Genomic DNA, 17,652 nt, shown 5'->3' on the forward strand with positions numbered 1-17,652 from the left:
CACACAATCGCCAAACAAAAATGTCAAAAATCCAACAACAACCAGAAACAAGAAAAAACAAAGAAAATTCAACATCAACTACAAACCAACATAAAAATCAGGAAAAAAACATGAAATCAAAAATTAAGTTGACGACATTGCTATTAATTATACAAATGATAAAATGCATAATAATAACCTTATACAATATTTGTACAAACAAGTATATAACCTTATTTTGATATTTAAATATCAACAATTTCAGGCACAAACTCTTAAAATTCGAAAAAATACAATGATTAATATGAACTGACTGAACAATATCCTAATAAAAGAAGAAATATTTCACAGTATCCACAACGATTTTCACAAAGCGAAGGAACAGCAGTTTTAAAAGGTGATAAGAGATTTTTAAAATAAATCGGCACTACAGAAACTGCAGTAAACCATCATATCCAACTAAAAAAAAACACCGTTTACAAATCTAAAAGCCGATTAAGCTCAAAAATACTGCATAGGCGAAGAATGTGATGAGAATTTCATCAGCATCATTTAAATATGCTGCACAGTATCACAAACATCATTTTTTAACTGAAAAACCACTCAAAAACAAAAAAAATAAAGTCAAATGATACTTAAAAGGGAAAAAATAATAAAAATCAGTCTTCAATTTCTTCAAAATGTTCTATGCCAACGCCACATAATGGGCAGACATAGTCTTCAGGCAGTTCATCGCCTTTAAAAACATAATCGCATACTTTGCATAACCATGCCACAATATCACCTTTTTAAACTATGAAAAATATTATTGAGTTTAAAACCCAATAATATCCTAGTTTACATGTTTCAACCAAAAATGTAATCAGTCAGATTTTATCATGGTTAAAATCATTTTATATGGACTGTTTTCAGCTTGAAGCGCATGAGGTTCGTTTGCAGGCATGATAATAATCTCGCCTGCTTTAACAGTGTTTTTTACACCAGAAATTGTAATTTCTGCTTCACCATCAATGATTTGAACCATTGCATCAAAAGGAGCGGAGTGTTCAGACAATCCTTGACCCTGATCAAAAGCAAAGAAAGTTACTGTTCCAAGCTCTTTTTTGATAACTTCACGGCTGACTACACTATTTTGTTCATAATTCACTAATTCTTGAATATCTAATGCTTTTGCTTTTAAATCTTCCATAATTTATTCTCCCATAATTCTTTTAATGTCGACTAAAGCATTGCCAGAAGTAGGGGTTAAATTGTAGTTTTCAACTAACACATTTATGATATCATCGTTACACCATGCAGGAAGCACCGGTCCGAGCCACATGTCGGTTTTTCCAAGGTAGAGTAATGCCCAGAGTACTGCTGCTGCTTTTTGTTCCATCCAGGAGAGAACAATTGTTAATGGTAAGTCATTTAATGGTAAGTCGAATAATTCGGATAATGCTAATGCCACATCCACTGCAACAATTGTGTCGTTACATTGACCTACATCGAGTAATCTAGGGATTCCTTCAATATCACCTAAGTCCAAGTCGTTGAATTTGTATTTACCACATGCTAAGGTTAGGATAACTGTGTCCTGTGGTAAGTTTTTAACGAATTCTCTGTAGTAGTCATTGTGTTTTGCTGCTTTGTCACATCCACCTACTACGAAGAATCTTCTGATTTTTCCTTCTTCAACTAATCTTTTGATGGTATCAGCGTGTTCTACGATTGCTCCTGCACTCCAACCGGTTGTGATTGTAGTTAATTCTTCTGCTTCTAATCCTCCTAAGGATTTTGCGCATTCGATTACTTCGGAGAAGTCATAATCATCCACTGTTTTTACACCTTCAAGTTTAGCAACATCCATTGTGAACATTCTTTCTTTGTATGCATCTAATGCAGGCAATACACAATTACTGGTTGCAACAATTGCTGCATTGTATTTTTTAAAGATTGTTCTTTGATCGTGCCATGCTCCACCTAATTGTCCTACTAAGTTTTCATATTTGTTTAATCCAGGATAACCGTGTGCCGGTAACATTTCAGAGTGAGTGTAAACTTTAATGTCAGTTCCTTCCACTTGTTTTAACAATTCTTCTAATGCTTTTAAGTCGTGACCAGTTACGATAATAGCTGGTCCTTCTTGTGCTCCAACTTTTACTTCAACAGGTTGCGGTTCTCCGTAAGCTTCAATGTGTGCGTCTTTAAGTAATCTCATTACTGCTACGCTTTTTTCACCTGCTTCTAATGCAAGTGCCACTAAATCTTGTACATCGAAGTTCACATTGGTTAAAGTAGTGTATAATCCTTTTGTTAAGAATGCATCGATTTCAGGATCATTTTTTCCTAAAACATTTGCATTATAGTTGTATGCACTGATTCCTTTCATAGTAAAGATTAAATTATCTTGTAATCTTGCTACGGTCGGTTTTTTACCACAAACTCCACTTACAGTACATCCAGTACCTTTAGCGGTTTGGGAACATTGATAACAAAACATATCTAAGCCTTCGTCTGCCATAATAAAATCTCCATAAATATTTATAATTAAAAGTTGATTTGAAATGTATATAAATATTTTGTCACTTTTTAAGGGTGAAAAGTTACAATTATATACCATTACCTACAAAATTATACTCATGGATGAAAATATTGAAACCTTAAAAGGAATCGGACTGACAATGTATGAGGCACAGGCATATATAACATTAACTTCATTAATATCATCCAATGCAGCTGAAATTGCTGAAAATGCAGATATTCCCCGAAGTAAAATATACGATGTGCTTAAAAAACTAGTTAAAAAGAATTTCATAGATGTTGAAGATGGAAGACCACTAACATACAATGTTAAGTCTCCTGTTGAAGTACTATCACGTGAAAAAGAAAGACTGAACACTGAAATCGACGATACAATAACCAGATTAACATACATTTATGAAAACGGTATGAGTCAAGTACAGGCACCGATATGGAGAATATATGGTGTTGAAAAGATTATCGCACAAGAGCTGGAAATCATCAAAAGAGCAAAATCATCAATCAATATGAGAATCGGATTTTTATTTGAAAATGAAGGGGAAGCACTTGTCAAGGCATTAAAAAACAGATCAGATTTAAGAATCAACATTCTTGCTTCACCAATATGCTATATTAATGATGAAAAGTTCAATATCATAGAACTATTTAAAGAAAATGACATCAACATACAAAAAGCAGACATTCCATTTGTAAAATTGATTATTTCAGATTCCAAAGAAATGATGCATACATACACCAAATTTTCAGAAGATAAACGAAATGTAATCCCTGAAACGGCTATCGGAATATGGAACAAATATGAAGATATTGCTAAAAACTATGATGATCGGTTTATGAATCAGCTGAAAAAATTGAAAAAGAAAAATAAAAAAAATTAATTTTTAATTTTTAATTTTTTAAAGTTCAAATATTTGGTTAATCCCCATCTGAATAACACTACTCCTTTTGCTCCGCCACTTTTAGCGGCTTTTGCATCTTTAAATAGTGCTTTATAGGATAATTTCTTAATATTGGAATCGGATTTATAAGTTTGCAATCCTACCCAAATTTTAGCTCCCTTGGATTGCTTAACGAATTTTTTGGTTGTCTTTTTAATCCACTTGGAACTAGCATGGTAATTTCCTTTATACATCATAGGAATTACGACATCAAGATATTTGGACATTGTTGGAACATCCTGTGCATAATAATATTTCATTGATGTAGGCTCCGGCATTACAGCTGCAGACACGATAATATTCGGATGCACACTGCGAACAGAAATACAGGCCTGTTTAATGAAATAGTTAACTGCATTAACTGCATTTTTATATTTATATGCATTTCCACCAAATCGCACATAATCAAAGTGTATTCCGTCAACTTCACTAAAGCTTGCATAGTATTTGGCTTTTTTAATCATTTTGTTGATGTAGTTATAATTATAAACACCCTTTTTACTTACAGGATGGATGAATTTTCCGTTTTTATAAAATACAGACATCCAAATATGAACTTTCATACCATATTTATGGGCTTTTTTAATCCATTTTAAAACATAATTCTTACCGTATTTATCAAAAACTGTATGAAGTAAAAATATATGTTTGGTTCCGAGTTTGGAAAGTTTTTTAAGATTTACCTTCTTTATACTCCATTTATTAACCCAATATCCATTTCCAACAGTTAACTTGTTTTTTACAACAATCCTGAAAGTTCCTGATGATCCAACATATTTTCCATCATTATTAAAATAATATTGAACATCATAAGTTCCTTTTTTAAGGGACAGGTAAAATGTTGCAATACCTTTAGCATTTGTTTTTGCAGTGAGAGTTTTTCCACCTGCTTTAACAATAACTGTTTTACCGGAAATAGGATTTCCATAAATATCAACCAATTTAATTTGGAATATTGATTTAATACCCTCACAGTAATTTATGTATTTATCCACAACATCCAATGAAGTGATCAAATCAGGCTTAACTGTAAGAGTGGAAGTTCCATTTGATGAAGTATAATTTTCATCTCCTGCAAATGAGTAATTAATTGTGTATGTTCCAGTTTTTAATTTGAAGTTAATGCTTGCTTTACCATTCGAATCTGTAGTCTTATTATAATTAACATTATTTAAAGAAATTGAAACTTGCTTGTTTGGCAATGCAGTTCCATTAGAAGTTAATGTGACTGTAAATTCATCATTATAATCAACATAACTTGTTTTATCTGGAGCTGAAATTTCACTCACAGACTGATTATCTGAAACGCTTCCATTATCCTGTAAAACTTCAACAGTAGAATTTTCATTCAAGCTAATGCAATCTGTTGTGTTTTCACTAGCCGATACAATTGAAATAGCTAAAAATAAAGTTAAAATTATAATAAAACTTAAAAAAATTTTATTTTTCATCAATTCACAACCACATAATACTTAGTATTTTTAAATACTTAAATATTTAGTTTACATGAATTTATCATTAAAATTGTTCAGCACACTTATTAGATTTTCATCCAAATATGAAATAGCTTTATCATAAATCTCCTGAGGGATTTCCCAATAAGCAGAAGCAATACTTCCGGCAATTGCTGCTTGAGTGTCAGCATCACCTCCAAGAGAAATGGCATTTCTTATTGCATCCTCATAATCATTGGCTTCCAAAAAACAAATTATGGATTCCGGAACACTTTTGGCACAAGCCAGTTCAAAGTCATAATCCGGCCTGATTTCATCTAAAGAACGTGACAAATCATATTCATATGTTGATTCTATATGATTTTTGATTTCTTCTTTAGTTGAACCTATTCTTGCAAGAAAAATTGCATCTGATGTTGCCTGAGCCCCTTTAATACCTTCTGGATGACTATGAGTTACAATTGCAGACATTTTTGATAGATTCTGCGATTCTTCAAGAGAATCAGCAACCCATGCACAAGGAGAAACTCTCATTGCAGATCCATTTGACCAACTGCCATATGAATCGGCACTATCATTATATATCCAATAGTTAAAACTTCTGCCATAACCTGCATCAGGATAAGTACTTGCAAATTTCCTCAAATTTTTTGATAAAATTCCTTTAGAAGTTTTATCCTCCAACAACCAATTAGCAACTGCAAGTGTTAATACCGTATCGTCGGTAAAAGTTGACATTGGAGCGAATAATTCAAATTTTTTTGTTTTTATTGCATAACGTTCATATACCGAACCAATAATATCTCCTGCAATTGCACCAATTATTCCTTTCATAAGATACAATATTCAATTTAACTTATTTAAAATAATTGATGTGACTTTAAAAAATTGCTTTAACTTTGTAATATTGATTTGAGTTTGAAATATTGCTTTCATTTTAAAAAATTGCTGTTAAAACAAAGAAAAAACATATATACGATGATAACAATACCTATAACTGATAATACTTGTTATTATCAATAAACACGGAAATTTCTATATTGTATTTTGCATAAATCATCCAAAACTCACTTCTTTGAATAAAATAATATGTTACATAAAAATAGAAATTTCGACTACTTGAAAAACAACATAAAAACTGTATCAATACCCATTGATTCCAGATTAATTTCTGGAATCAAAAAATAAATAAAAATAGTGAGAGAAATTATGCACTTCTCTCAAGTACGAAATCTGCAATGTCTGCAAGTACCTGTTTAGATGAAGAATCATCCAATATTTCAAGTACTTCTTTAGCTTTCACAACAGATTCTTGTGCCAAATTGCGAGCATATTCAATAGCACCACAATTTGTTAAAATTTCAATTGCTTCATCTATCTCATCTTGAGAATTATTTTCAGCTTTTAAGATTTCAAGCAATCTGTCAGAGTCATCACTAGCCAAACCTTTAATAGCAATGATTGTCATTTTACCTTTACCAATATCGGAACCGATAGGTTTACCTAAAGTTTCCTCATCAGCTGCAAGATCAAGATAATCATCCTGAATCTGGAAAGCAAGACCTATTAAACGACCGTATTCATACATTGCATCGATTACTTCATCATCTGCTCCGCCCATAATAGCACCAGCTTTAGTAGCGGCAGCTATTAATGCACCGGTTTTTTTGAAAATCATTTCCATGTATTCATCTTCTGTAACATCGAACCTTTCCTCAAAACCCATATCTGATGCCTGACCTTCACAGATTTTTACACATGCATCAGCAACAGTAGCCAATGCCTTGTTGTTTTGGTCAGAACTGGTTCCTTCAGAGCCAATGATTATTTCAAATGCTTTTGAAAATAAAGTGTCTCCAGCAAGAATAGCTACATCATCACCCCATACTTTATGAACTGATGGCATTCCTCTTCTCATATCATCCTGATCCATAATATCATCATGGATTAATGAAAATGTGTGGATTAATTCAATTGCAGCTCCTGCCTTAAGAGCAGATTCTTTATTGCCGCCAACAGCTTCTGCAGTTATTAATGTTAAAGCAGGCCTGAGCATTTTTCCTCCAGCTCTTGTTAAGTATACTGATGCTTCTGCAAGATTTTCTGGAGTAATTGTTGCTAATTCTTCTTCTATAGTATTTGTAATATCTGTTGAATAATTACCTAGTACTTCTTTTACATCACTCATTTTATCCCTCATTTAACTTTTAAAAACTTGTGCTTGAGCATTTCTTAAAATATGGATATCATAACCGATTCTGTATCCTTCTTCTTCAGCAAGTTCTGCATAAGCTGCAAGCATTGATAAATCCCCGTGTGCCGGTATAATATGTTGTGGTTTTAACATACGTAAGAATTCCCTGTGGTCTTCTCTTCCAGCGTGTCCGGAAACGTGAGCATTAGGATAAATTCTAGCACCCTTTAATTTTAATCTTCTTTCCATAATGTGCCTGTTTGCAGCATTTGTAGGATTTGGAATAATTGGTGCTGAAATAATAACATTATCTCCTTTCTTAATGTTGAATGGAGTTCTGCCACTAGCAATTCTTGGAAGCAAAGCATCAGGTTCACCCTGGTGACCAGTTGTAACAAGCAAATAATTCGCACGGTCTTCATCGGCTTTCATTAAAGCCTTGTTAACTGCTTTTGGAGATCCATAAATACTTGCATTTTTAGGCAATTTTAAAATTCCCAATTTTTGTGCAATACCACAGAACCTCTCCATTGAACGACCCAGGAAAAATATTTCCCTATGACTTTTTTTAGCAATGTCTGCAATTGCCTGTACACGCTCTACATGAGATGAAAATGTAGTAACAATCATACCGGTCTTTTCATGCAATGGTCCTCTCATTACATCTTCCAAGATATTTCTTGCAATTCTTTCAGAATGAGTTTTTACTTCATCATAATTTTTTGCATTAGTGGTTTCTACAATTAAAGCAAGCACTCCTTTCCTACCTAATTCTTTTAATCTTTTATAATCAGGCGGTGGAGATACTTTTTGATGATTATCAAATTTAAAATCAAGTGCATAAACAATTACTCCTTCAGGAGTATGTAATACAGGAAATACTGCTTGTGGAATACTGTGTGTTGACTGTACAAATTCCAATGTAATGTCTTTTGAAAGTTTTACCTTACTTCCAGGGTTTAAAACCTTTATTGGATTTGATACTTTAAATTTACGTTCCCCTTTAATCTGTTTTTCTATTAACGCAGCAGTATATGGTGTTCCTATTAATGGTGCATCATATCTATGAGCCAATTTTGCAACTGCACCAATGTGGTCCAAGTGACCGTGAGAGAAAACTATTCCTTTAACCTTACCATCTACATCTTTCATTAAAGTGTCATCCGGAATAACTCCTCTTTCAATTAAATCCAAACTATGCATTCTGTCGATATCAGTGTCCTCGTGCATACTAATTCTGTCTAAGTGAATTCCCATATCAAAAATAACAACATCATCACCTATACGAATAGCAGTCATGTTTTTCCCAACTTCCTGATATCCTCCTATAGCGATTACTTCAACGCTCATGTTTTATCTCCTTGAATAACTCTTTGTGTTAATACCTCTTTCATTTAGCCATTCCCTTGTTTTTCCGCGAATAACTAAATTAGACTGTTTCAATTCTTCAATATTATTTGCTCCAACTAAAAACATAGCAATTCTTAGTGAATCATTAAATCTATTAATAAATGTGTTTAAAGCTTCCTGAGAAGCGCAATTTTTTAAAAACGGTAATGCCATACCTACAGCATCTGCACCAAGAGCAATGGCTTTTGCAGCTTCAAGACCTGTACGAATTCCACCAGAAGATATTACCGGAACATTAACTGCATTAGTCACCTCAACAGTGGAGATTGCAGTTGGAATTCCCCAGTCCCAGAAAAGTTCTCCAAGATATCTGTCTTCAGCCCTATATGTTTCAACGGCTGCCCAGCTTGTTCCGCCAGCTCCTTCAATATCAATAAAATCAACACCTGCATTGACCAGCTGACGAGCTGATTCTGCTGAAATACCGCACCCAGTTTCTTTTGCAAGTACCGGAATGTCTACAGTATCAGTAATTTTACTTATTAAATCCAAATATCCTCTTGCATCTAAATCGCCTTCGGGTTGAATTGACTCTTGAAGAGGATTTAGATGAATAGCTAGAATATCTGCATCCAATATTTCAACAGCTTTTTGTGCTAAATTAAGTTGTGGTGCTCCTATATTTCCAACAAGTAAACAGTCAGGTGCATTTTCACGAACAACACTATAAGTATCTTCCAACTCAGGATGTTCACATGCTGCTCTTTGAGAACCAACACCCAATGCAATTCCATTATTTTCAGCTGCGATTGCTAACTGTTTATTTACTTTTTTTGCTGCAGGATGACCTCCTGTAATAGCTGTAATGAATAAAGGTGAGTTTAATTTTTTACCAAAAACCTCAGTTGATAAATCGATTTCATTTTTATCTATTTCAGGCAAAACATTATGAATTAATTCAATATCTTCAAATCCAGTAGTTTTATCCTTAAACTCAACATCATAATTTTCACAAATTAATAAATGCTCTAATTTTCTATCTGAAATCATGTATTAATTTCCCCTTGAAATTATAGTTCCTTTTACATCCTTGTTTTCTAGTACATTGAAAATATTATCTTCAACTTCGGCATTTATTATTTTAGATTCAATTCCTAAATCTGCTAAATATAAAAGTTCCTTAATTTTTCCAACCATACCACCTGTTACATCAACATTGGTGGTTCCTTCTAATGTGTCCAAGTCTTTAAGTGATGTGAACTTATCAAAAAATATTGCATCGTCATGTGTTTTAGGATTTTTATTATAAACCCCATCCACGTCAGTTCCTAAGATAACCTGTTCAGGATTGAGATTTTTTGCCAGATACTGTATGAGCTGATCGCCTGAAATAACACAAAATTCCAACTCATTATCCAAAACAACATCCCCATAAATTACTGGAATAAATCCTTTTTTTAAATAGTTTTTAAATAAATCCAAATTGCCTGCAGTTATTCTTTTATTGGTTGCAGTAATAAAACTAGAAGCAGGAACTGCAATAACAGGCAACCCCTCATTTATAAAAGATTCACAAATGAACATGTTTAATTTTTTAACTTCATTTTGAATTTCACAAAAACCTAATCTTTTTTGAGGATACTCAGATTCATCAAATTCTTCTCCAATTTTATGTTTTTTAGCAGGAGGATGTCCAAATGAACCTGCACCATGAACAATAACCAATTGTTTAGGTGATGCATCCATAGACGCTTTAATTTCAGATGCAATTCTTTTAAGACTGATAGGATTAACTTCACTAATTGTAGAATCTTTATTTGTTAATATACTACCGCCAATTTTTAAAATAATCATTTAATCACTTGTAGACCCTGGAAGAAACTCCTTTTCGAGTAAATCTGATTTTTAAAATATTATCATCACGATCAATAGCTTTAGCAACTTCATCAACCTTACCTGGACAAAGTGCAATGATACTACCTCCTCCACCAGCTCCAGTAGTTTTGGCACCAATGGCACCAGCATCCCTTGCATTATATACCATACGGGATAATTCTAATGTATTAACCCCTAAAACATCCAAAAATCCATGGTTAATATTCATCAATTCACCAATTTTGGCAAAATCCCTTTTCAAAATAGCCTGTTTTGCATAATTAGTTAAATTACCCATTGAAGTGATAACAGGATTTATGATTTTAGGATTGCGTGTCTTAAGATTTTTCACATCCTTAACCATTTTGCCTGTGTTACCGTGCTTTGTGGTATAACCTACAACAAAAGGCACATTAAAATTAACATTGAAATGTTCAACTTTTTTATTTCTTGACAGATAAACAAGCCCTCCATAAGTTGAAACTAACGTATCCAGTGGACTTGCCACCCCTTGAACCGCCTGTTCAACCATATGGGCATCATGCGCCAATGATTGTTTGTTAAAACGAATATTATGATAACGGTATAATGCAGCAAGAGTAGCGACTGTAACTGCTGCAGATGATCCTAATCCTGAACCGATAGGAACATTTGAATTTAAAGTAATATCAATTGGAGTATGGTCGTGAGCTCTATAAAGAGACTCTAAAATATATCTAATAATACCTGGTTTTCCTTTAAGTAAAACATATTTCTTATGTTGTGTCAATAATTCAGCTTCAAAACCAATGTCTGGAGCTCTAAAAATAGTTTCATCAGTTTCTGATGGCTTAACTGTAACATAAGCTCTTTTGTTAACTGCTCCCGCTATGGCAGGTTCACCATAAACTACAGAATGTTCACCAAATAAAATTGTTTTCGCAGGAGCTGAGGCTTTAGCTATCATAAAATACACCTTACTTAAAAATACCTGAAGCATAACCTACAACAGACGTGAAATCACCACTAACATCACCACTGGTACCATATGCAAGAATTTCACTATTATTCTTACCGCACCTTTTTGAAAGTGATATTGCAGTCATCACAGGACCATAACCACACATAGTAATATTATACTGAACAACTTCTTCAAATAGCTTAAACTCATTCATCTCTTCAATATCCTCTAAAACAAAACCATCAACTTTATTTGCTTTTTCTTGATTGTTAAAATGAGATAAATCAGTGCTTGCAATAACACAATAAGATTTATTTAATTCATTTGCTGCATTAAAAATAGCATTTGCAAGGTCATTTGAAGTTACAAAAGTCTGTTTTCCCATCGTAATTGGAACAATTTTGAAATCTGATGAAAAATATTGTAGGAAAGGTAGTTGAACTTCAATACTGTGCTCTCTTAGATGAGCTGAAAAGTCAGCAGAAGCAATATCTGATGAGTCGATAATCTTATTTGCAAATTCACTGTCAACCTCTATATTGCCTAAAGGAGTTATCCATTCCCCTTCATTAAACACAGAAATTTCACTACCAAATCCAGTATGGTTAGGACTTATTATAATAAACACTTCAGGAAAACCATTCTTAACGATTTCACAATAACCATGAGAGGCTATTGCACCAGAATATTGATAACCTGCATGAGGAACCATAATATTGATAGGATAATCACTACCATCAAATGAATTGAGCTCAGGCACATAGCCAACGCCAGCATCATCCAGGAATGAACTTTCTATGAGTTCCTTTAATTTATCAGGATCATTCGGATAAAATGATCCAGCTACAGCAGGTTGTCTTAACATCTGACTCACTTAGAATTTAAGTTCAAATTCAGTTGCATCAATATCAAGGTCACCGTCTTCAGGAATGTCTCCTCTTTCTCTTAAGATTTGTCTTGCAAGTAACCAGTAAACTAAAGCAATAGCTTTTCTACCTTTGTTGTTTACAGGTACCGCAATATCAACAAAACTGAGTAAGTTTTCAGTATCACATAAAGCAATTACTGGAATACCATTCTGTTTGGATTCTAAAATTGCTTGTGCATCTGATCTTGGGTCAGTTACAACAATAATTTTTGGTTCAATGAATTTAGCATAATTTGGATTAGTTAAAGTACCTGGTATGAATCTTCCAGGGATAGTTTTAGCACCAGTTAATTCACCGAATTTTTTAACAGGAGCCTGACCGTATTGACGTGTTGCTACTACTAAAATGTCATCTGGGTCATATTTTGCTAATAATTTTGCGATTTGTCTGATTCTTTCATCAGTTTTTTGAATGTCTAATACATATAAACCGTCAGATCTTACTCTGAATATGTATTTTTCCATGTCACTAGTTTTTTGCTGGGTACCAATGTGTAAACCAGCAGCTAAATAATTATCTAAGTCTATTAAAAGTTCTTCATTTACCATATTTTCACCTACAATTTAAAAATCATCTTCAATTTTAATACATTCATTAGGACAAACGTCCATACATACTTCACAATAACTACATTCTTCAGGGTCAACAATTTCGATTTTGTCGCCTTTAAGAACTAATACTTCCATTGGGCAAACATCAGCACATTCAGCGCAGTCTGCACCATCACATTTATCGTAATCAAGAATTACTTTTGACATATTACTCTCCCCAAAACTTTTTAAAATTTACCCATCCTTGAATTTGGAAGCTTTTCTTCAATACGAATAAGCTCATTTAATTTAGCTATTCTTTCTCCACCAATTGCTCCAGTTTTTATCATCGGAGATGAAAAACCTACAGCTAAATGAGCAATGGTGTCATCAGTAGTTTCACCAGAACGGTGAGAAACAACAGGTACAATACCATTTTCTTTTGCCAATTTTACAGTTGCATAAGTTTCAGATAAAGAACCAATCTGATTAGGTTTGATGATAATAGCATTTGCAGCATTCATTTCTATACCTTTAGCTAATAACTCCTTATTGGTTACGAATAAATCATCTCCACAGATGAGACATTTATCTCCAACTTTAGAAGTTAACTGAGCAAATCCATCAAAGTCAGATTCATCAAATGGGTCTTCTACATAAAACATATTGTATGTATCAATAATATCTTTTACGAAATCGATTTGATCGCCAGTATCTCTTTTGATACCATCTTGAGCATAAACGTATTTTTGCTCTTTTGCATCCCATAATTCAGATGCAGCCATATCTAAAGCAGGTCTGATTTCAATACCAATTTCATCACCAACTTCTTCACATGCCTGAGCTTGAATTTCAAGAGCATCAACATTAGTGATGTTAGGTACCCATCCACCTTCATCGCCTTTACCTCCGGTAAAAGCTGAATCTTTAGACTGGATTAATTCTTTTAATTTTTTGTGAATAGAAGCATTTGCAAAAATTCCATCAACCATATTAGTAGCTCCGATTGGAACAACCAAGAATTCTTGAATATCCGGAGCATTAACACCTGCATGAGCACCACCATTCATCATATTACCTAACGGATATGGCAATTCATTTGCAAAATTACCTCCAATGTATTGATATAGTGGCATATTATAAGATGATGCAGCAGCTTTAGCTACAGCCATAGATATAGCAACAGTTGTATTGCCTCCAATAGCAGCCAAATTATCAGTACCATCAATCTCTTTTAATACTTCATCAATTGTAGCAACATCACAGGCATCCATTCCAATAAGTTCAGAAGCAATTAAATCTTCCATTTCACTTACTACAATGTCAACTCCGCCTTCCGGAAATGATACTACTTCTCTTGAACCAGTACTTGCTCCACTTGGTGCAGCTGCTCTTCCAAATCCATTCCAAGTAATTACATCTACCTCAATGGTCGGATTACCTCTGCTGTCCAAAATCTTACGAACCTGGACGTCTTCTATTATACTATCCAAAAAAACACCTCAGTGTCATTTAATTTATTACCAATTAACCTATATTCTGAAAAAATTAGTAAGTTTCTTTATAGATTTATATTGGTATTTACTATTTTTTTTAAATAATTAAAGAATAAATAGATAAAATCTATTCATCTCTAATAACATCTAATGGTAAAACTCCAGCTTTGAGTTCTTCATAAGCTATATCAATTGGATCTAAGGAATCAGTAATTTCCACTAAAGGCCTTGCTCCCATAGATATTTGAATTGCTCTAGCTCCAAGAAGTCTAGCTCTTTCAAACCTTGTTAATTTTTTTTCAACATCCATGAATATTACTTCCATTTTTAGGCATTTTACCAAGATTATATTTTTTATTAAAAAATATCCCTACAATCGTTTATTCCCAAGTTTCAACATGAGAAATCAACATTCTTCTACAACAGTATCTAGTTAAACCTAAATCATCTAAAACATCTTTAGATTTTTCACCAGCTGCTACTCTTTTGTTATATTCATCAAAGTAAGCTGATACAGGTTTTCCGCAACTTAAGCATCTTATAGGAATCATTTATATCATCTTTTTAATTTAAATAAAATATAAAATTACAGAATTTATCTGTAACTTTTTTGTTTACGAGCTCTTGCTCCAGGACCACCATATTTTTTAGGTTCTGAACGTCTTGGGTCACCTACTAACATGGTTCTGTCATATTGAGTGAATTTTTCTTTTAAATCCATATCTTGAGACCATTGTACGAGTCCTTTTGCAATTACCATACGTGCAGCTTCAGCTTGACCCATTACTCCTCCACCAATAACACGAATATTAATATCCACTTCATTAGCTAAATCGCCAGCTAAAGTTAATGGTTCTTGTAATTTTAAGTTAGCAAGCTCAGGAGAATAAAGTTCTAAAGGAACTTTGTTGATTCTAACTTTACCAGTTCCTTCACGAACAGTACCTCTTGCGATAGCTGTTTTACGTTTTCCACTAGTATGAATAACTTTAACCATAATTACACCTTACTTATCTAAAAGGTAGCTCCTAAAAGTTTGGAGATTTCTCCTAACTCAATACCTTTTTTAATATTTCTGTATTCTGCTTCAGGAACTGAAGTGAGTTCAGCATCAGCATATTCAGCAGGAACACCTACGAAAGCTTTTAAGCCTTTGTATGCTGTTTTACCTTTAGATTTTTTGAAAGGTAACATTCCTCTTACAGTTCTTCTAAATATATCATCTGGTCTTCTAGGATATTTAGGACCTAAGTCACGAGGGTTAGAAATACTTGCCCTGTCAACTCTTTGTTTGTATTTAGCATAAGCCCAATCCTTATTACCAGTTAACATAATTTTTTCAGCGTTAAGAATTACTACTTCTTCACCTTCTAAGAGATTTTTACTAGTTACACTAGCTAATCTTCCTAAAACGCATTTTTCTCCATCAATAACTATCATAACACACATCCCCTATTCCATAATCCTTATGTTAGATCCTTTAGGATTACTTTCTATAATTTCTTCAATTGAGATGCATTCTCCACCAGCAGCTTCAATTTTTTCTTGTGCTTTAGCTGAGAATTTTAATGCTACAACATCTACTTTGTTTTCTAAATCACCATTTGATAAAACTTTACCAGGTACTAATACAGTTTCACCAGCTTCAGCATGTCTTGCAATATCAGACAAATTTACTTCAGCGGTTCTTCTATTGGACCTTTCAAGTCTTTGTGCAACATCTTTCCAAATAGCTGCATCTTCATTTCTTGATTGTTCATAAAGTTTATTAATAAGTTCAATAAGGTTAGGATTTGTTTTTATTACTTTCTTAACCATTATTTACTTCCTCCTTCTTCACTAAATCCGATAAACTTATCTGCTTTTTCACCTAATACGTCACATGCTTTTAATAAAACTTCTTTAGGAGGCATTGCACCATCAGTTTCAATTCTGAAAATAAAATCATTTGGACGGAATCCAACATTGATGTAGCCATTGTCAGAAGCCCTTACACAGCTTTTACACATAGCACAATCTTCAATGTCTAAGATTTTAATTTTTTTAGATCTTCTATCTGATTTTAAAATACCTCTAGGACATGCCTGAGCACAGTCATAATCGATTTCAACATCCTCATTAAATGTAATTTCAGGATATTGCTTGTATGCACATACTGTTGTTGGCATCCATTTAGCATGTTCTTTTCCATATCCAACTTTAGCGACAGCTTCAATGTTAAGTTCTTCGCCTTCTTTAAGTTTTACTAAAGGAATAGTGTCGTATACTGGTTTAATTTTTGAGTCTGAAGATATTAAATCCTTAGAATAAACTACTTTAGGTCCTTCTTCATTTAAAGAGAACATTATTCCGTTATCATACACATCCCAATCATCATCTTCTGGTAATGATAATCCTTCAAGTGCATCCAAATCAGAAACTAAAGGAGTTAAACCAAGTCTATGAGCAAGTACCTCATTAAACATTGCAGAATCGTTTCTAATAATATTCACATCTTCAATTGCTATTTTAGGTACATTAACCATTGCACATCTTCTAATAGCATTGATAAAAGGCACTTCTGCATCACGAACAATGAAAACAATTTCATTTTCGCTTTGACTTTTTAATTCTATCTCCATATTAAACCCTTCCGCTTAAACTCTTCTTCCTCTTTTACCACCAGGTCTTCCAGTACCATCGTGAGGAATAGGAGTAATATCTTCGATTTTTCCTATTTTAATTCCAGCTCTTGCTAAAGCACGAATAGTTGCTTGTGCACCAGGTCCAGGACTTCTAGGTCCATTTCCACCAGGAGCTCTTACTTTAATATGTAATCCAACAAATCCTTTTTCTTTAGCATCATCAGCTATTCTAGTTGCTGCAGCCATTGCTGCGAAAGGTGAAGCTTGTTGTCTGTCTGCACGAACAACTTTTCCACCAGACCATTGAGAAATAGTCTCAGCACCAGTAATGTCTGTTACAGTAATAATAGTGTTGTTAAATGATGAGTAAATATTAGCTATACCCCATTTTTCATCTTTTGCCATAATTACACCCTTTATTCTTCTGTATTAGCTTTATTATCCTTACCTTTGTTGTACTCTTCAATTTGTTTAGCTACAGGTGAAGAGCGGTAAAATCCGATTGCATCTTCTTGACCATCTAATACTACATAACTTGGTGAATTGATTTTTTTACCATTTAAAGCTATGTGACCATGTACAACAAACATTCTTGCTTCTTTAGGAGTACGAGCTAAACCTTTTTTGTAAACAATAGTTTGTAATCTTCTTCTTAAGATATCTTCAACATTTAAATCTAAGATATCTTCAAGAGCAGCACCTTCAGGCAAAACACCGGTTCTAGCTAAGTGTCCTAATAATTCTAATTTTTCTTTTACCATTTGATCAGTACCGAAACCAAGTAAGTATCTTGCTTCCCTACTGTATCTTCTGACTAAAG

The 17,652-nt window shown here is 33.4% G+C and carries 23 protein-coding genes; 1 reads left to right on the forward strand and 22 read right to left on the reverse strand.

Annotated features, from left to right (window positions below; translation table 11 throughout):
- Positions 1–638: 638 nt before the first annotated feature.
- The 3 genes from IJ258_RS08125 to hcp all read right to left on the reverse strand — a co-directional run bounded on the left by IJ258_RS08125 (position 639) and on the right by hcp (position 2,482).
- Positions 639–755 carry a rubredoxin-like domain-containing protein gene (locus IJ258_RS08125; protein WP_292805590.1) on the reverse strand — a complete coding sequence of 39 codons (117 nt, stop codon included), beginning with the start codon at positions 753–755 and terminating at the stop codon, positions 639–641.
- Positions 756–841: 86 nt separating this feature from the next.
- Positions 842–1,171 carry a cupin domain-containing protein gene (locus IJ258_RS08130; protein WP_292805644.1) on the reverse strand — a complete coding sequence of 110 codons (330 nt, stop codon included), beginning with the start codon at positions 1,169–1,171 and terminating at the stop codon, positions 842–844.
- The gene (gene hcp / locus IJ258_RS08135; protein WP_292805594.1) at positions 1,172–2,482 is read right to left on the reverse strand and encodes a hydroxylamine reductase; all 1,311 of its coding nucleotides are present in this window, start codon (positions 2,480–2,482) and stop codon (positions 1,172–1,174) included.
- 118 nt (positions 2,483–2,600) lie between these two features.
- Between hcp and IJ258_RS08140 the strand changes: the two genes are divergently transcribed.
- Positions 2,601–3,380 carry a TrmB family transcriptional regulator gene (locus tag IJ258_RS08140; protein ID WP_292805597.1) on the forward strand — a complete coding sequence of 260 codons (780 nt, stop codon included), beginning with the start codon at positions 2,601–2,603 and terminating at the stop codon, positions 3,378–3,380.
- On the opposite strand, the gene IJ258_RS08145 is transcribed toward IJ258_RS08140, so the two are convergent.
- From IJ258_RS08145 to IJ258_RS08235, 19 genes are all read right to left on the reverse strand, one after another.
- Positions 3,377–4,891, reverse strand: a complete 1,515-nt coding sequence (locus IJ258_RS08145; protein WP_292805600.1) for an Ig-like domain repeat protein — start codon at positions 4,889–4,891, stop codon at positions 3,377–3,379. The two genes, IJ258_RS08140 and IJ258_RS08145, sit on opposite strands and share 4 nt — an antisense overlap.
- Positions 4,892–4,942: 51 nt before the next feature.
- Positions 4,943–5,728, reverse strand: a complete 786-nt coding sequence (locus IJ258_RS08150; protein ID WP_292805603.1) for an ADP-ribosylglycohydrolase family protein — start codon at positions 5,726–5,728, stop codon at positions 4,943–4,945.
- Between the two features lie 373 nt (positions 5,729–6,101).
- Positions 6,102–7,082, reverse strand: a complete 981-nt coding sequence (gene idsA, locus IJ258_RS08155; RefSeq protein ID WP_292805606.1) for a short chain isoprenyl diphosphate synthase IdsA — start codon at positions 7,080–7,082, stop codon at positions 6,102–6,104.
- A gap of 12 nt (positions 7,083–7,094) precedes the next feature.
- On the reverse strand, positions 7,095–8,438 hold the full coding sequence (locus IJ258_RS08160; RefSeq protein WP_292805609.1) for an RNase J family beta-CASP ribonuclease: 1,344 nt from the start codon (positions 8,436–8,438) through the stop codon (positions 7,095–7,097).
- A gap of 3 nt (positions 8,439–8,441) precedes the next feature.
- Entirely contained in the window at positions 8,442–9,488 is a 1,047-nt protein-coding gene (gene fni, locus IJ258_RS08165) for a type 2 isopentenyl-diphosphate Delta-isomerase (protein ID WP_292805612.1), read from the reverse strand.
- 3 nt (positions 9,489–9,491) lie between these two features.
- The gene (locus IJ258_RS08170; RefSeq protein WP_292805615.1) at positions 9,492–10,292 is read right to left on the reverse strand and encodes an isopentenyl phosphate kinase; all 801 of its coding nucleotides are present in this window, start codon (positions 10,290–10,292) and stop codon (positions 9,492–9,494) included.
- Between the two features lie 4 nt (positions 10,293–10,296).
- A complete protein-coding gene (gene mvk, locus IJ258_RS08175; RefSeq protein WP_292805618.1) occupies positions 10,297–11,259 on the reverse strand; it encodes a mevalonate kinase in 963 nt (320 codons plus the stop codon).
- Between the two features lie 10 nt (positions 11,260–11,269).
- On the reverse strand, positions 11,270–12,118 hold the full coding sequence (gene amrB, locus IJ258_RS08180; protein ID WP_292805621.1) for an AmmeMemoRadiSam system protein B: 849 nt from the start codon (positions 12,116–12,118) through the stop codon (positions 11,270–11,272).
- A 9-nt stretch (positions 12,119–12,127) separates the two neighbouring features.
- Positions 12,128–12,730: a 30S ribosomal protein S2 gene (rpsB, locus tag IJ258_RS08185; RefSeq protein ID WP_292792411.1), complete on the reverse strand. Its 603-nt coding sequence runs from the start codon at positions 12,728–12,730 to the stop codon at positions 12,128–12,130.
- 15 nt (positions 12,731–12,745) lie between these two features.
- The gene (locus tag IJ258_RS08190; protein ID WP_292805624.1) at positions 12,746–12,940 is read right to left on the reverse strand and encodes a 4Fe-4S binding protein; all 195 of its coding nucleotides are present in this window, start codon (positions 12,938–12,940) and stop codon (positions 12,746–12,748) included.
- A gap of 20 nt (positions 12,941–12,960) precedes the next feature.
- Positions 12,961–14,205, reverse strand: coding sequence for a phosphopyruvate hydratase (gene eno / locus IJ258_RS08195; RefSeq protein ID WP_292805627.1), 1,245 nt, complete (start codon positions 14,203–14,205; stop codon positions 12,961–12,963).
- Positions 14,206–14,335: 130 nt separating this feature from the next.
- On the reverse strand, positions 14,336–14,533 hold the full coding sequence (locus IJ258_RS08200) for a DNA-directed RNA polymerase subunit K (protein ID WP_292805630.1): 198 nt from the start codon (positions 14,531–14,533) through the stop codon (positions 14,336–14,338).
- A gap of 55 nt (positions 14,534–14,588) precedes the next feature.
- Entirely contained in the window at positions 14,589–14,759 is a 171-nt protein-coding gene (locus IJ258_RS08205) for a DNA-directed RNA polymerase subunit N (protein WP_042694539.1), read from the reverse strand.
- Between the two features lie 44 nt (positions 14,760–14,803).
- The gene (locus IJ258_RS08210; protein WP_292805633.1) at positions 14,804–15,205 is read right to left on the reverse strand and encodes a 30S ribosomal protein S9; all 402 of its coding nucleotides are present in this window, start codon (positions 15,203–15,205) and stop codon (positions 14,804–14,806) included.
- Between the two features lie 17 nt (positions 15,206–15,222).
- The gene (locus IJ258_RS08215) at positions 15,223–15,645 is read right to left on the reverse strand and encodes a 50S ribosomal protein L13 (RefSeq protein ID WP_292805646.1); all 423 of its coding nucleotides are present in this window, start codon (positions 15,643–15,645) and stop codon (positions 15,223–15,225) included.
- A gap of 15 nt (positions 15,646–15,660) precedes the next feature.
- Positions 15,661–16,026 (reverse strand): 50S ribosomal protein L18e, encoded by a 366-nt coding sequence (locus IJ258_RS08220; RefSeq protein WP_292805636.1) that lies wholly within the window; start codon positions 16,024–16,026, stop codon positions 15,661–15,663.
- A complete protein-coding gene (locus tag IJ258_RS08225) occupies positions 16,026–16,829 on the reverse strand; it encodes a DNA-directed RNA polymerase subunit D (protein WP_292805639.1) in 804 nt (267 codons plus the stop codon). The genes IJ258_RS08220 and IJ258_RS08225 overlap by 1 nt, the downstream gene beginning before the upstream one ends.
- A 15-nt stretch (positions 16,830–16,844) precedes the next feature.
- Positions 16,845–17,237, reverse strand: a complete 393-nt coding sequence (locus IJ258_RS08230) for a 30S ribosomal protein S11 (protein ID WP_069574667.1) — start codon at positions 17,235–17,237, stop codon at positions 16,845–16,847.
- Positions 17,238–17,248: 11 nt separating this feature from the next.
- Positions 17,249–17,652: 30S ribosomal protein S4 (locus tag IJ258_RS08235; protein ID WP_292805642.1), on the reverse strand; the 404-nt coding region annotated here is incomplete at its 5' end.

Origin of the sequence: Methanobrevibacter sp., from assembly GCF_017468685.1 — an archaeon.
Taxonomy (GTDB): domain Archaea; phylum Methanobacteriota; class Methanobacteria; order Methanobacteriales; family Methanobacteriaceae; genus Methanocatella.

Bases quoted from the DNA above. Each gene is read 5' to 3' on its own strand.
- hcp (WP_292805594.1), bottom strand. From the start codon at position 2,482: ATGGCAGACGAAGGCTTAGATATGTTTTGTTATCAATGTTCCCAAACC.
- IJ258_RS08140 (WP_292805597.1), top strand. From the start codon at position 2,601: ATGGATGAAAATATTGAAACCTTAAAAGGAATCGGACTGACAATGTAT.
- IJ258_RS08145 (WP_292805600.1), bottom strand. From the start codon at position 4,891: ATGAAAAATAAAATTTTTTTAAGTTTTATTATAATTTTAACTTTATTT.
- IJ258_RS08150 (WP_292805603.1), bottom strand. From the start codon at position 5,728: ATGAAAGGAATAATTGGTGCAATTGCAGGAGATATTATTGGTTCGGTA.
- idsA (WP_292805606.1), bottom strand. From the start codon at position 7,082: ATGAGTGATGTAAAAGAAGTACTAGGTAATTATTCAACAGATATTACA.
- IJ258_RS08160 (WP_292805609.1), bottom strand. From the start codon at position 8,438: ATGAGCGTTGAAGTAATCGCTATAGGAGGATATCAGGAAGTTGGGAAA.
- fni (WP_292805612.1), bottom strand. From the start codon at position 9,488: ATGATTTCAGATAGAAAATTAGAGCATTTATTAATTTGTGAAAATTAT.
- IJ258_RS08170 (WP_292805615.1), bottom strand. From the start codon at position 10,292: ATGATTATTTTAAAAATTGGCGGTAGTATATTAACAAATAAAGATTCT.
- mvk (WP_292805618.1), bottom strand. From the start codon at position 11,259: ATGATAGCTAAAGCCTCAGCTCCTGCGAAAACAATTTTATTTGGTGAA.
- amrB (WP_292805621.1), bottom strand. From the start codon at position 12,118: ATGTTAAGACAACCTGCTGTAGCTGGATCATTTTATCCGAATGATCCT.
- rpsB (WP_292792411.1), bottom strand. From the start codon at position 12,730: ATGGTAAATGAAGAACTTTTAATAGACTTAGATAATTATTTAGCTGCT.
- IJ258_RS08190 (WP_292805624.1), bottom strand. From the start codon at position 12,940: ATGTCAAAAGTAATTCTTGATTACGATAAATGTGATGGTGCAGACTGC.
- IJ258_RS08200 (WP_292805630.1), bottom strand. From the start codon at position 14,533: ATGGAAGTAATATTCATGGATGTTGAAAAAAAATTAACAAGGTTTGAA.
- IJ258_RS08205 (WP_042694539.1), bottom strand. From the start codon at position 14,759: ATGATTCCTATAAGATGCTTAAGTTGCGGAAAACCTGTATCAGCTTAC.
- IJ258_RS08210 (WP_292805633.1), bottom strand. From the start codon at position 15,205: ATGGTTAAAGTTATTCATACTAGTGGAAAACGTAAAACAGCTATCGCA.
- IJ258_RS08220 (WP_292805636.1), bottom strand. From the start codon at position 16,026: ATGGTTAAGAAAGTAATAAAAACAAATCCTAACCTTATTGAACTTATT.
- IJ258_RS08225 (WP_292805639.1), bottom strand. From the start codon at position 16,829: ATGGAGATAGAATTAAAAAGTCAAAGCGAAAATGAAATTGTTTTCATT.
- IJ258_RS08230 (WP_069574667.1), bottom strand. From the start codon at position 17,237: ATGGCAAAAGATGAAAAATGGGGTATAGCTAATATTTACTCATCATTT.